The organism is Shigella sp. FC1967 (genome assembly GCF_001743005.1).
Lineage (GTDB): Bacteria > Pseudomonadota > Gammaproteobacteria > Enterobacterales > Enterobacteriaceae > Proteus.
On record NZ_MIIZ01001497.1, the window covers coordinates 1 to 11,768 of the forward strand.

Here is an 11,768-nt window from a genome sequence, read left to right on the forward strand (position 1 = left end):
AATCGTTAAAAAATGGCGTTTTCCCGAATACTCAAAATCACCATTTTATATGCAATTATTATTGTGTTTTTATCTTCTGTTTCTGTATAGAAGAAAGGGTTTAAAACAGCATGACAATTAAAACAAGACTCAGTAACAGAGGATAAATTCTCGCATGCCATTTGTCGGGAATACGAGATAAAAAGCGCTCAGAAATCTTCAAACCAATCCAAGTACTACAAATCAGAATAAATGCTGCTTTTAGCCAAATATAACCAATAAAACCAGATTCACTATTTAAAGGTGATGTGAAAGAAAGTGCGATATAAGTGAATGTCGCTGTAAGTGCTAAAGGTAAAGTTAATGCATTAGCCATTGCTGCCGATTGTGCCATTGGCGTTCCTCTACGGCGCAATAAAGGTACTGTCATTACACTTCCACCAACGCCTAAAAAAGCAGCAATAATTCCAATTACAGTACCATTGATGCTTTCTTTTGTGTTGGTCACTTTTTGGGGATTATGAGCGGGAGCCATAAAACCAGGGCGAAAATAGCAGTCTAAAATAGTGACGAAAAGATAACCAATAAAGATCCATTTTATCCACTCACCTTCAACCGTTAAAGCGAGAAGCGCACCTAAGATCCCGCCAAAAGCGATACCGACAAATAAAATGGACATGATGTTCCAATCAAGCCTTTTGGCTTTATGGTGTTTGATCGTTGTGACTGTTGCAGAAAACAACATAATTAATGCAGAGGTAGCAACCGCGATTTGCATAGCATGTTCAGCAGGTAAACTGTCTATTCCCCAGACTGTCAGAATAAGTGTATAGAGTAAGGGAACTGTGACAAAGCCACCACCAAAGCCAAATAACCATGTTGTGATGCCAGAAATTAAACCAAAAGAAATCAGCCAGAGTGTCATTTTAAATCTCCTGTTGAGTCAGGAGATTAACAATATAGAATAATGTGATGGCTTACCCACGCGATAATGACAAATTCATATGAATTTAGGACATTTTAAATATTATGCGTAATATCGATATCAACAGTGTGGATAATCTTCCTCGTGATATTTTAGCATTAGGCTCTGATTATCCTTATGACACATTACTTGAAGCTCACCATCATCGACGAGCACAATTTTTATATGCCCCTAATGGGGTAATGAAAGTTAAAACGGAGGATGGTCAATGGATTGTATTACCTTACAGTGGTGTGTGGATCCCAGCAGAAAAAGTACATCAAGTGCTAATGTTAGGAAGTTGTACTTATAGTCTCTATATTGAGCCTAACAAAATTCCTCGTTACTCAGAATATTGTGAGGTTTTACAAGTTTCCCCTTTGCTACATCAGTTATTACTTTCAGCTAATGAACTTCCTTTACTTTACGATTTAGGTGGGCGAGATAGCGCATTATTGACTTTGCTTTGTCATGAATTAGCCCAGGCCAAGCCATTACCTTATTTTACGCCATTACCACAACATGCTTTATTAGATGAATTGTGTACTGAATTTATGTCACAACCCAATATTCGTACGACACCAGAAATGTGGGCTGAAAAATTAAATAAGAGCTTACGTACTTTTACTCGTCTTTTTCATAAAGAAACAGGGCTTTCTTTTCGAGATTGGCGACAAAAAGCGTGTTTAATGTATGCGTTAACGGCTTTAAAAAAAGGTGATTCAGTGACTGAGATTGCTTTAGAACTGGGTTATGAAAATCCGAGCGCCTTTAGTGCAATGTTTAATAAAGAGATGGGATATTCACCGAAATATTTTTTAAAACAATTGAGAGTTTTAAGTTAAATCACATTGTTCAAAAAAGAAACAAAAAAATTCCTTCCAATATCAGTGCGTTAAAACTTGATTAATAGAGAGTGAGGGGGGTAAAATACAGGTCATCCATAAGTTATACAGTACCTACCTACGCATGTTCCCTTAGTTAAATGGATATAACGAGCCCCTCCTAAGGGCTAGTTACAGGTTCGATTCCTGTAGGGAACGCTCTTAATCCATTCGCAACAGTTCGCCCACGTTCGCAAAATCCCACAAAAACCAATACACACAGTAATTTCTTTTCCGTTGTAGTTCGCATTAGTTCGTTGACAACCGCCATCTTTATTGGGTAAATATTGGGTAAATTTTTTTACCCAGCGAGATTTTACCCAAAATGCTAACTGTAAAGCAGATATCATCATTTAAAGCAAAAGATAAACCGTATAGGGTTTCTGACGGTAACGGCCTTTATCTATTTATACCAGTAACAGGAGTCAAAGCTTGGCAGATGAGATATCAGTTTATGGGTAAAGAAAAGATATATTCTCTTGGCAAGTTGTCAGAGCTATCTCTGCAGGAAGCAAGAGAAAAAGTATTTGAATTAAAAAAAGAGCTGGCAAAGGGAATTGATATCAATCAAGCCAAAAAAGAAGAAAGCAATAAAGATCTGTTTGTTGATGTTTTTAATGAATGGTTTGATTACAAAAAAGACACATGGTCAGAAAAATACAGAAAAGAGCTTCAATCTATGTTTTCATCCGATATCTTACCAATTTTAGGTAATTACAAGATGGATGACATCGCGCCAACATTGCTTTTAAAGGTAATAAGGAAGTTCGAAGAAAGAGGAGCGATGGAGAGAGCTAGTAAGGCTAGGCGTAGATGTGGGGAAGTGTTTAGATATGCAATTATTACAGGTAGAGCAAAGTACAATCCAGCTCCCGATTTAGCTGATGCAGAAAAGGGATACAGAAAGAAGCATTTCCCGTTCTTAACTAAAGAGCAGATCCCTGATTTTAATAAATCACTTCAATCTTTTACTGGCAGCATTATCAGTAAACTAGCTACCGAATTCTTACAATATACAGCAGTAAGAACAAAGGAAATGAGAAACCTATTATGGTCTGATATAGATTTTGATGGAAAAACTATAAACATTAGACCGGAGGTAATGAAAAGTAGAAAGCCTCATATTGTTCCTATGTCAAAGCAGGTTGAGTCTCTTTTGCTAAAAATGAAATCAATGACAGGTGATATATCAGATTTTGTTTTTGCTGGAAGAAGTGATAAAAGAAAGCCGATCAGCGAGAACTCTGTATTAATGGTTATCAAACAAATCGGCTATGATGGTTTGGCGAGTGGACACGGCTTCCGCCATCAATTCAGTACAATATTGAATGAACATGGGTTCAACCGTGATTTAATAGAAAGGCAGTTAGCGCATGTTGATAAAAGCACCATTCGAGGCGTTTATAATCATGCTGAATATCTGGATAAGAGAAGGGAAATGATGCAATGGTTCGCTGATTACATCGATGAAATATCACGATGACATCAACTTTCTTTTAAGCTCTAATACATCTGAATACAACCATCTTGCCCTACCGTGTATCTTTGTTGATTCCGGTAGTTTTCCTTCTTTTATGCGATCGTAAATAAATGTTTTCTTAAATCCAGTGTCTGACATAATAAATTTTAAATCGACTAGTGAGTCTGGTTGCAATCTATTCATCTTTCTCTTCCTTTTGCAGATTTCTGATGTATTGGCACATAACATCTTTTGTGTTGTACTTTGTGTGATTTAGAGGCTTAAACTTTGGTGTGTATTTATCGAGGATCTGAGTTGTTAGTTTGTCGTTGGGTATTCCGTGGCTTCTGAGTTCGATGAGGCATTCCTTTGCTATTTGCCTTCGTGCGTTTTCCATTGCCTGTGCATTCATAGTCTTTGCCTTTTATTACGCAAAGTGACCATATATGATTTACGACAGTTTTCTATTTCGACTGGGTAGATATTCTTTCCTATCTTTATTTTGTGGCTAACGATTATTCCAGTTCGATTATATTTCTTTTTATGGGCTTCCAGTGCCTCATTAATAGCAATCCTTTCTGTGGGCGTGACTTCACCGCGAATTATTAATCTCATAATTCACCTATGCTATTTTCCATTCATTTAGTATTTTATTGCCGATATTAATTAACTCGTCTCTATCGACAGTATTAATTATCTTTCGTGGTTTGATGTATGGTCGCCATATTAAAAGCATTGATCCTTTATTATTTCCATTGACGGGCTTGTTTGTTCCTGCATTGATAAAAGATATTCTTCCTCCTGTAATTAGTCTCACTTCATCAACTGTTTCTAATGCAGAATTAAACCAACCGACAGAAGTATCAGCAGGAATTAACATCACGACAGGCTGCAATTGCTTTTTGCATTGTTCGTCGGCTTTATTAATCCAAGGCTGAATATCTGAATAGGGAGGATTAATCCAAATAGCACCGTAGCTTTCCCAGTCGCAATTTAACGAGTTGTCTTTTTCGGTGAGATAATGAGAGCAGAGTGCATTATTTTTATTAGCGGCGGCATCTAAATAGAAACCGAATTCAGCGTCCAGTGCTGTGAATAAAGGTAGGGGAGTTTGCCATCTATCACGCAATTCCTTTGGTGTGTGGCTACCTCCGTAGTCAGCTTTCATCCTTGTTATCACCTATATTAAAAGGCAATCCATCTGCTTCCATTGGCTTTATGTGAGTAAACGTACAGGGGATAATTACACCACCGAACTCCTGCGCAAACATTAACGCCTGCTTTGCCTGAAGAGAGACATATTGCTTAGGTAGAGCTATTTGATATGTAACACCATCAATTAAAACTAACGTCGTCATTGCTTGAACTTGTTTCATTAATTAACTCCCAATATTCACAAGTATTTTTCTTAATAATTCCACCTGCTTCCAAGTGACTAATTACACAACTAACCTGACTTTTAGAGTATTCAGGACTACATAAGTAATATAATTCATCTATGGTTAACTGATTATTTTTTAAGTAGACTAATTATTTTATCTTTTAATTTTGCTCATTTTCTCATTACCTCACCACAAATAACTTTCAACATTCCTCACTGACATTAAATATTCAGCACGTTTTATTGCATTCCGATTGCGTATAAATATCTTCCGTTACGGGCACAGCAGAACCCTGTATTAGCATGAGTAATACATATCCGATTATTTGCATGGTTATTTACTTTTGAATTAAATCAGCACGAATATATAATGTGTCAGTTTGATGAATTCTATCTGCACACCAAGTTACATCGTCACTACGTAAATTAACTGGAAATTCAGGTTTATTTATCTCCTCTGGCTCGGGGTCAACTTGTAGCCATATTAATTCTGGTGCGGTAGGGCAATTAATGCTTTCTGGTAGATTATTAATTAAACTCTCGCGTGATGCTTGCCATACAATAAATAGTTGCTTCATAACGAACTCAATTAATGGCTCATCGTAGTCTTTCATTGTTGTTTCATATTCGTCATTAAACCACTCTTCAAACTGCTGTCTTGATTTATCCATCACTCCACCTTTTTAAATTCAATCACCCATACCCATTCGTTATTAATCCAGCTATCTTCGCCGTAAATATCTATCCATGCATCAGCGAATTTATCGTACGGTGTGAATGTCTCGCCGCCGCTGTCTGGGTCACTATAAGTAGGTCGCCACCCAGTAAGCTCAAATCCTTCAGCGTGAGCATCATCCTGTGATATCTCCTGAACTTGCTGAACCCAAACATCAGTAATTTCAATTTTCCCTTTGATAATACCGTCCTTGTCTGCAAAATTGATGATGTCGCCTGAATCACCGTATGGGCAATCAACATCAATGAATCCAGCCTGCCACGCCGAGTTAACCACCTGACCAAGTGTAAAACCCTCTGCGATTGCACCCATCTGTTTTAAATGCTCTTCGTTGAGTTTTGGCTGGGGATCAATAGGTCTGCGCGTCTGAGTTTTTCTGCCATCCATGACAGCCGTTAACATGACATTGTTAAACTTGATTCTGTCTTTCATCACTCCACCTTTCTATATCCAGCTTTATATAAGCGTTCGGCGTACATATAAGCAGTAGCCATACCTAAATCAATTAATCCTTTATTACCAGCAGAAATAACAGCTGCGATACGTTCTATTTCTTTTTTAGCTATATGCTTACGCTTTTCATCTGCCATTTCCTTCACCAAATCTGAGCACTCGAAGCAAATATTTGCCGCCTGACCTTGGATTAAATTATCTTTTCCGACATTACCACCACAAAGATTGCAAACATTCTTAGGGTCTGGTTCTGGTAGTGTAAATTTCATAAATTGCCCATAATGTGTAAAACTGTTCATATTCATTCCTCTGGTTGCACCCACCAATCACAAACATTAGCAATGAAATCGCCGATAAGTTGATCTTGCTCTTTCTCCGTAAGTTTGTTCCATTCGTCTTCTGTGATATCGAGTTCAGTTTTGCATTCAGACCCGATATTGTTAGTTGATGCGTGTAAATACATTTGCTTGCTCATATCTATCTCCTGTTTGCATCCTTGCACTGAATAATGGTTATATCCTTTGGTTAAATCACTTAAATAGCGTGGCGTGGGTAGGTGTCTATTGAACGATTTTAATCAGAATGGCGCATCATCATCAGTAGATTGTGGATATCCGTAACCCTGATTTGATTGTGATTGCTGTCTGCGTTCATCCTTATCTTTTAATGAGGCAAGAATTTTATCGATGGTCACAGCAGGTGCATTATCAATCTTTTCTGCTAACGTTTGGCGAGTATCAGCAAAGAATGGAATTTTAATATCAAAGCTATATGTTTCATTGCCATTTGTTTTTGTTTTTAATACTTTTTGCAAAACAAGTCCTACACGTTTACCGCTAAATTCTGGTGCAATAAAATGATTTTCTCCCACTTTAACTTGAGTTAATTGCTGTACTCCAGAGCAGCCCATAATTGCATTAATTAGGTTATGACCAAATTTATTTACTTCCCCATCTCTCTTTGTGCTGTAGATACTAAGATAATTAACCTTTCGTCCATCATCTTCCTCGCCTGAAAATTCAATAAATTTAGCCCCGCTTTCTGACATACCTAACTTTGCTTCTGAGATAGTAATAACATAAGCACCAGACTCATTGATAAAACCACCTTGTCCAGCAGCTAAGGCATCATCTTGATTATATGTAAAAATCACATTACCATTCATGCTACATTCTCCATTTCTTTATTTTTTTCAATTTCGTAATATTCGCAAATTGCATCATCAACTGCGTTTAAGTCGTTTTCTATTTCGTGGGATTCAAACATCCCCATTGGTGATTTAACCGTATCGTTACCGCTATTCTGTGTTGAGAATAGGTACTGACCATCCTTGACCAGTGTTTTAAGCACGATAGTAAACATTCCTTCCACGGTTATTTTTTCATCAAGCATCCTGCCAATGGTTTTCATTTTTACTTTACCCATTTGCGTTTCTTCGGTATGAGCTAAAAAGTAAACCCGTACATCATCAGGTGTGCCACTGATTGCTGCGTTAATCACATTCCATGTGTGAGCACCAATTTCTGTGAATTTATCAAATGATTTTTCATCAGAGCGGCGCATGAATTCGTTAGCCATTAGGTACTGAAAATCGTCAATAATGATTATCTTCTTACCGTATTCACTAGCTTTTGAAATAAATGATGTTATTAATTCCCATCTATCGCATACAAATATTGATGTTTTAGGATCTTCCTTGTTCCATGGCTTCCATGCATTTGAGCGAAACGGCAACGGCTTCCTTACCGTCTGAATTAATAATGTTTCTTCTGGTTTTATATTGCGTAGACTGGCACTTTTCCCTGTTCCAGACTCACCAATAATTAACGTTGCTGTTCCCATAATTAGTTACCTCGATAACCAGTAATTAATACTAAATTCAACATCAGGATCTAAATCGGATTGACCTAGTAGCCAAGTTAAATACCCTGAGTTCTCTTTTTTAACTTCGGCAAATGTCATTCCTTTGTACTTACCGAAACGCAACTTATTTAATAGTGATGGCTGACTTGTTATTTCTAACATTTCCTTATCTGACCACCCTGAATCGTCCTTGATTCGTTTAAACAATGATGCTGTAACAATGCAGTCATATAGCGCTCTGTGTGCGTGTAATCCATCTGGCACATGAACATTCAGCTTTAGTGCGTAACGTAGATATTGATTGTTGTGGCTCTCTAACTCTGGATATAAGCGCCTTGCCAGCTTTAACGTACAAATAAACGGAGCATCCATTTCCGGCATCATTCGCTTATCGAACTCGGCATTATGTGCAACTAGGTAATCAGATCCTTTGTAATTACCGATAACGTCATCAATAAGTGGAGAATCAGCAATCATTTCATCGGTGATGTGATGGATTGTCATTGCGCTTATTGAGATTGGTTTCTGTGGGTTTACAAAGTGGGATTTCTGAGATGTGTAATCAATTTGATTGTTGTTAATGTCGATGCTTGCAATCTCAACTATTCCACTGTCAAAATCACAAGTCTCTGTATCTACTACTCGATATGTCATATTAATCCCCCAAATATTGACCAGAACGACGATCACTTCCGTAGTAATCGACTTCAAATTTATTACTCGGTGCAGAATTCCTTTCTGCATCGCGTAATGCCTGAATATGAGCAGGTAGAGGAGGGTGATTTTTCGATGCGTCCAAGTTCATGTGTAGTAGCTCCATTGCTAGTCGCTTTTCTCTCTCCTTCACGCTCGTATTTGGCAAACGCCCCTCAATCATTGCAATAGCTTGAGCCAGCGCTTCCTCTCTGTTTTTTGCTAGTGATGATGTTAGGCGAGGGTATTTATCGGTAGGGTATGAGCTAGAAACGTTCATTGAAAATCTCCTGAAAAATCCTTTGCTGGTATCGACAGTCCTTGTCGTCCTAACACTTCCGTTTGATACATAAATTCATCGTGTTCGCGTTCCTGCGATTCTTTACGCTTCCTGCGTAATTCTTCTATCCATTGTTGATGTCTTGTCACGCAACCCTCCTTAGTGGCGCTAACTTAGAAATAGGGGCATCCTTACTTGCTTCATTGACAATCCTGTCAATCTCTTCCTTGTCGAACTGCATAATCCATTGCAGTGCTTCCACGGGGTCGATTCCCGTTAATTTAGCCAAGTCAGCGAAACTTCCTATCTCAATACTGAGCTTGCTACTTTCGTCAAATTCCATGACTGTTTTGCCGTCTACTACCCAAGTTCCGTTCGAGTAGCTGTATGAAATTTGCATAATCACCTCAGCTTACAAATGTCGGTATTACGCCAACGGTTGTCACAATGACCACGGCTAAACTGAATAACCATGGGCTTGTACGTTTATTCTTACGTGCTTGAGGTGTAGTGATACGCACCGCCATGCAATCACGCATAGTGATGTAATATTCTGATTTCATTTTTACCTCGCTAGGTGAGCGATAGGGTGGTTATCTGGTGTTGGTGCGGTGGGTTACTGCTTTGCTGGTTCTGGTAATTCCTGCCAGTGAGTTGCTATCACTTCTTGTCCAAGTCGATTAAATCTATTACCCTTCACTCGGCTCGCTTCAACAACATTTCCGTATATTGTTGTGATAAGAACTCGTTTACTTGCTAACGGAAGTTCATCATCACAGCGAATCCAGCCGTTATTATCATTTGCCATTTCCTATGTTCCTTATGTGCGTTTAGAAGTTTTTGGCATGATATTCTTCGAGCAAATTGGCGATATCAGATTCTTTAAATGAACCGCCATGCTCACCGCTTGGCTCTTCTATCCAAAGCTGACCATCACCAAACTGTGAAATAGTCATCTTACCGATAGTTACTGCTTGAATTGGCTTGTTGCGTCCTGCCATCGGATTACTTTCTGCTTCTGTGAATTTCATAATTAATTCCTTATGTGCGTATTCCTCACTATTAATAGTGATATGAATGATTAAGTGGTGGGTTACTGCTGACCGAGGGCTTTTGCGATTACAGCGTCAGTGGTATCTAAATTGTCGTCATCATCTGGTTTATAGCTTGCAATTTTATTGCGAAGTCTTATTAACTGCTCTAATAACTCTGGTGCTGATGCGATTAGATGAGCATCTTCTTCTTTAATTTCAGTGAGAAAGGATGCTACAACGTTATGATTATCATCAATCAAAAGAGAGTTTTTAATTACTCCGCCCCTTAAATGCCACGGCGCTGGACTATGCTTAAACTCCATACATCACCCACTAGCCTTTAACATTGCATTCATAGCTTCGGCGGCTAGATAATCTCTAAAAGAAATATCAGCCAACATCAATTCTTTAACTTCTGTTTTGTCTGTCATACTCCCTCCGTTATTCCTCTGTTTCATCTGGCTTGACGGCTGTTTCGATATTTACCGGACCATACAATACGCCAACCAGACCAGCGCTTAATTCCCAATAGTCAGGAATGCTGTCATTGAAATATTCAGGTGTAATTAAGTGCTTTCCATCGTCACTCAACCAAGCAAAATCAATATCGTTTGTATTTCGATACCAGAGATATGTCTTTCCATGTTCCATATCTTCAAAATCAACTTCTGGAATGCGTTCCATCTCTATCTCCTATCTATTAATCAACTCACCACAGCCCACAGAATGGACTGTAATTAGTTAACTGTGCCTGCTTTTAACCACGTCAGGCGAGGTGGTTTCCTTCCTTTCCACAGTCAAGGAAAATTGATATATTGGTTATTCCACAGTCAAAATAAGGAATGTTTTAAATGGCAAGCTATCTTGTAAGAATTGAAATTTATGATGCAGATATAGATGATTATAATTCACTTCATGAATCCATGGAGTTTTTGCACATGTATAAATATTTTGATAACAACGAAGGGGTAAGAAAAGATCTCCCTGATGGAACTTATGTCGGTAATTCTGGTTTATCAGCAGTTAATTTAAGAAATGAAATTAACAAGTTTGCAAATCCACTATCTTCTCAGTCACCATCTATATTTGTTTGCGAATTTAGCAACTGGGCATCACTCTTATACCCCCATAATACCAAGCCCTGAATCTAATTCAGCGATTCCGGTTGGTAAGCTGGCTTGTCTGTTATTAATTAACTTTACAACCAGCTTTATTGCTTCTTGTCGTGAAACGCCTTCATTTTCTGCGACTGTATTGATTAAATTCTCTAATTCTTCCATTGCACTTCTCCTATCTCGCCGTAACCCCGAACTCACTGCTCGGCTGTTTTGTTTTAACTCCTGAAAATACTGCTACATTAGGTAAGCAACAGTTATCTCCACTGGGATAATGCTTTGTTGGTTTGAGAGAGAGAACAGGGCGTTCTTTCTTCTCTTTCACTGAGTTAGCTTTAGTAATTTCTTCCTCTTTCAGTTTGTTAGCTCTGAAAGATGCATATCTAGCGTATTGCCTAGCCTTGAATGAGTTGCTGTTAACTTTCTTAACGCTAACTGGTGTTGGATTGCCTTTAAATTTTTTTGGCGGTTGATAGTAAATTTCCACATAACCTCCGTTATTCTTTTACTTACCATAGGTCACTCATTGAATGACCTATAATTAGTATTCTTGCGCTTACATACCTAACATCTGCCAGTGTTGCCTATTCCAATCTGTAATCACTCTCGTGCAGTAGTAACATTCTCACTAACCAGATCGTGCCTAGTGATACGTCGCATTTTTGCGTAAGGGTCTAAACAGGGTAGGTATGCTGTTCCGACTTTCCAAATTATTAAAGAACATTAGGCTGTATTTCATGTTGCTTGCCGTTGATGAGTTATATTTAAAACCATAGTTGTTTTATTGTCAACAACTAAAGTTGTTTATAATGGTGTTTTTATATTACTTTGGTTTTATTTGGTTGTTTTTGTTGGTAATTTATTTTCAAATAAATCTTAGATTGGAATGCAGATCACTTTTTTGGCGGGGTGAGGGTACAAAAAAAG

The 11,768-nt window shown here is 38.1% G+C and carries 25 protein-coding genes and 1 tRNA gene; 4 read left to right on the top strand and 22 right to left on the bottom strand.

Annotated features, from left to right (window positions below):
- Positions 1 to 100: 100 nt before the first annotated feature.
- Positions 101 to 904, bottom strand: coding sequence for a sulfite exporter TauE/SafE family protein (locus BHE89_RS23285; protein WP_069367886.1), 804 nt, complete (start codon positions 902 to 904; stop codon positions 101 to 103).
- A gap of 104 nt (positions 905 to 1,008) precedes the next feature.
- Here BHE89_RS23285 and BHE89_RS23290 point away from each other — a divergent pair, with 104 nt between their 5' ends.
- The 3 genes from BHE89_RS23290 (at position 1,009) to BHE89_RS23300 (ending at position 3,310) form a co-directional block, all read left to right on the top strand.
- Positions 1,009 to 1,788: an AraC family transcriptional regulator gene (locus BHE89_RS23290; protein WP_069367887.1), complete on the top strand. Its 780-nt coding sequence runs from the start codon at positions 1,009 to 1,011 to the stop codon at positions 1,786 to 1,788.
- A gap of 126 nt (positions 1,789 to 1,914) precedes the next feature.
- Positions 1,915 to 1,986: transfer RNA gene (locus BHE89_RS23295), tRNA-Arg, on the top strand.
- Between the two features lie 166 nt (positions 1,987 to 2,152).
- A complete protein-coding gene (locus BHE89_RS23300; protein ID WP_069367888.1) occupies positions 2,153 to 3,310 on the top strand; it encodes a tyrosine-type recombinase/integrase in 1,158 nt (385 codons plus the stop codon).
- Here BHE89_RS23300 and BHE89_RS26740 read toward each other — a convergent pair.
- The 19 genes from BHE89_RS26740 to BHE89_RS23385 all read right to left on the bottom strand — a co-directional run bounded on the left by BHE89_RS26740 (position 3,302) and on the right by BHE89_RS23385 (position 10,410).
- Positions 3,302 to 3,490 carry a helix-turn-helix transcriptional regulator gene (locus BHE89_RS26740; protein ID WP_069367889.1) on the bottom strand — a complete coding sequence of 63 codons (189 nt, stop codon included), beginning with the start codon at positions 3,488 to 3,490 and terminating at the stop codon, positions 3,302 to 3,304. The two genes, BHE89_RS23300 and BHE89_RS26740, sit on opposite strands and share 9 nt — an antisense overlap.
- Positions 3,491 to 3,694: 204 nt before the next feature.
- Entirely contained in the window at positions 3,695 to 3,901 is a 207-nt protein-coding gene (locus BHE89_RS23310; protein WP_069367891.1) for a DUF4060 family protein, read from the bottom strand.
- 7 nt (positions 3,902 to 3,908) lie between these two features.
- The gene (locus BHE89_RS23315) at positions 3,909 to 4,454 is read right to left on the bottom strand and encodes a phage N-6-adenine-methyltransferase (protein WP_069367892.1); all 546 of its coding nucleotides are present in this window, start codon (positions 4,452 to 4,454) and stop codon (positions 3,909 to 3,911) included.
- The gene (locus BHE89_RS23320; protein WP_069367893.1) at positions 4,444 to 4,662 is read right to left on the bottom strand and encodes a hypothetical protein; all 219 of its coding nucleotides are present in this window, start codon (positions 4,660 to 4,662) and stop codon (positions 4,444 to 4,446) included. The genes BHE89_RS23315 and BHE89_RS23320 overlap by 11 nt, the downstream gene beginning before the upstream one ends.
- A gap of 343 nt (positions 4,663 to 5,005) precedes the next feature.
- Positions 5,006 to 5,338, bottom strand: a complete 333-nt coding sequence (locus BHE89_RS23325; RefSeq protein WP_069367894.1) for a hypothetical protein — start codon at positions 5,336 to 5,338, stop codon at positions 5,006 to 5,008.
- Positions 5,338 to 5,835 carry an ASCH domain-containing protein gene (locus BHE89_RS23330; protein ID WP_069367895.1) on the bottom strand — a complete coding sequence of 166 codons (498 nt, stop codon included), beginning with the start codon at positions 5,833 to 5,835 and terminating at the stop codon, positions 5,338 to 5,340. The genes BHE89_RS23325 and BHE89_RS23330 overlap by 1 nt, the downstream gene beginning before the upstream one ends.
- Positions 5,835 to 6,155 carry a hypothetical protein gene (locus tag BHE89_RS23335; protein WP_069367896.1) on the bottom strand — a complete coding sequence of 107 codons (321 nt, stop codon included), beginning with the start codon at positions 6,153 to 6,155 and terminating at the stop codon, positions 5,835 to 5,837. The genes BHE89_RS23330 and BHE89_RS23335 overlap by 1 nt, the downstream gene beginning before the upstream one ends.
- Before the next feature lie 2 nt (positions 6,156 to 6,157).
- Positions 6,158 to 6,331: a DUF7167 family protein gene (locus tag BHE89_RS23340; RefSeq protein WP_171729912.1), complete on the bottom strand. Its 174-nt coding sequence runs from the start codon at positions 6,329 to 6,331 to the stop codon at positions 6,158 to 6,160.
- A gap of 102 nt (positions 6,332 to 6,433) precedes the next feature.
- Positions 6,434 to 7,021: a DUF669 domain-containing protein gene (locus tag BHE89_RS23345; RefSeq protein ID WP_069367897.1), complete on the bottom strand. Its 588-nt coding sequence runs from the start codon at positions 7,019 to 7,021 to the stop codon at positions 6,434 to 6,436.
- Positions 7,018 to 7,698: an AAA family ATPase gene (locus BHE89_RS23350; RefSeq protein ID WP_069367898.1), complete on the bottom strand. Its 681-nt coding sequence runs from the start codon at positions 7,696 to 7,698 to the stop codon at positions 7,018 to 7,020. Before BHE89_RS23350 ends, BHE89_RS23345 begins: the two co-directional genes overlap by 4 nt.
- Before the next feature lie 6 nt (positions 7,699 to 7,704).
- Entirely contained in the window at positions 7,705 to 8,373 is a 669-nt protein-coding gene (exoX, locus tag BHE89_RS23355) for an exodeoxyribonuclease X (protein ID WP_069367899.1), read from the bottom strand.
- A 1-nt stretch (position 8,374) separates the two neighbouring features.
- On the bottom strand, positions 8,375 to 8,692 hold the full coding sequence (locus BHE89_RS23360; RefSeq protein WP_069367900.1) for a hypothetical protein: 318 nt from the start codon (positions 8,690 to 8,692) through the stop codon (positions 8,375 to 8,377).
- A complete protein-coding gene (locus BHE89_RS24090; protein ID WP_171729913.1) occupies positions 8,689 to 8,841 on the bottom strand; it encodes a hypothetical protein in 153 nt (50 codons plus the stop codon). The genes BHE89_RS23360 and BHE89_RS24090 overlap by 4 nt, the downstream gene beginning before the upstream one ends.
- Positions 8,838 to 9,092: a hypothetical protein gene (locus BHE89_RS23365; RefSeq protein ID WP_069367901.1), complete on the bottom strand. Its 255-nt coding sequence runs from the start codon at positions 9,090 to 9,092 to the stop codon at positions 8,838 to 8,840. Before BHE89_RS23365 ends, BHE89_RS24090 begins: the two co-directional genes overlap by 4 nt.
- A 7-nt stretch (positions 9,093 to 9,099) precedes the next feature.
- Positions 9,100 to 9,255: a hypothetical protein gene (locus BHE89_RS24095; RefSeq protein WP_171455270.1), complete on the bottom strand. Its 156-nt coding sequence runs from the start codon at positions 9,253 to 9,255 to the stop codon at positions 9,100 to 9,102.
- A gap of 53 nt (positions 9,256 to 9,308) precedes the next feature.
- The gene (locus BHE89_RS23370) at positions 9,309 to 9,500 is read right to left on the bottom strand and encodes a DUF551 domain-containing protein (RefSeq protein WP_063693272.1); all 192 of its coding nucleotides are present in this window, start codon (positions 9,498 to 9,500) and stop codon (positions 9,309 to 9,311) included.
- Between the two features lie 22 nt (positions 9,501 to 9,522).
- Positions 9,523 to 9,723, bottom strand: coding sequence for a hypothetical protein (locus BHE89_RS23375; protein WP_069367902.1), 201 nt, complete (start codon positions 9,721 to 9,723; stop codon positions 9,523 to 9,525).
- 62 nt (positions 9,724 to 9,785) lie between these two features.
- The gene (locus BHE89_RS23380; protein WP_069367903.1) at positions 9,786 to 10,049 is read right to left on the bottom strand and encodes a hypothetical protein; all 264 of its coding nucleotides are present in this window, start codon (positions 10,047 to 10,049) and stop codon (positions 9,786 to 9,788) included.
- A 118-nt stretch (positions 10,050 to 10,167) separates the two neighbouring features.
- Positions 10,168 to 10,410: a hypothetical protein gene (locus tag BHE89_RS23385; protein WP_069367904.1), complete on the bottom strand. Its 243-nt coding sequence runs from the start codon at positions 10,408 to 10,410 to the stop codon at positions 10,168 to 10,170.
- A gap of 167 nt (positions 10,411 to 10,577) precedes the next feature.
- Here BHE89_RS23385 and BHE89_RS23390 point away from each other — a divergent pair, with 167 nt between their 5' ends.
- Positions 10,578 to 10,871, top strand: coding sequence for a hypothetical protein (locus BHE89_RS23390; protein ID WP_069367905.1), 294 nt, complete (start codon positions 10,578 to 10,580; stop codon positions 10,869 to 10,871).
- On the opposite strand, the gene BHE89_RS24100 is transcribed toward BHE89_RS23390, so the two are convergent.
- Together BHE89_RS24100 and BHE89_RS23395 are read right to left on the bottom strand one after the other, a co-directional pair.
- Positions 10,845 to 11,006 (bottom strand): hypothetical protein, encoded by a 162-nt coding sequence (locus tag BHE89_RS24100; protein ID WP_171729914.1) that lies wholly within the window; start codon positions 11,004 to 11,006, stop codon positions 10,845 to 10,847. The genes BHE89_RS23390 and BHE89_RS24100 overlap by 27 nt on opposite strands.
- Before the next feature lie 10 nt (positions 11,007 to 11,016).
- On the bottom strand, positions 11,017 to 11,328 hold the full coding sequence (locus BHE89_RS23395; RefSeq protein ID WP_063693275.1) for a hypothetical protein: 312 nt from the start codon (positions 11,326 to 11,328) through the stop codon (positions 11,017 to 11,019).
- Positions 11,329 to 11,768: the final 440 nt, after the last annotated feature.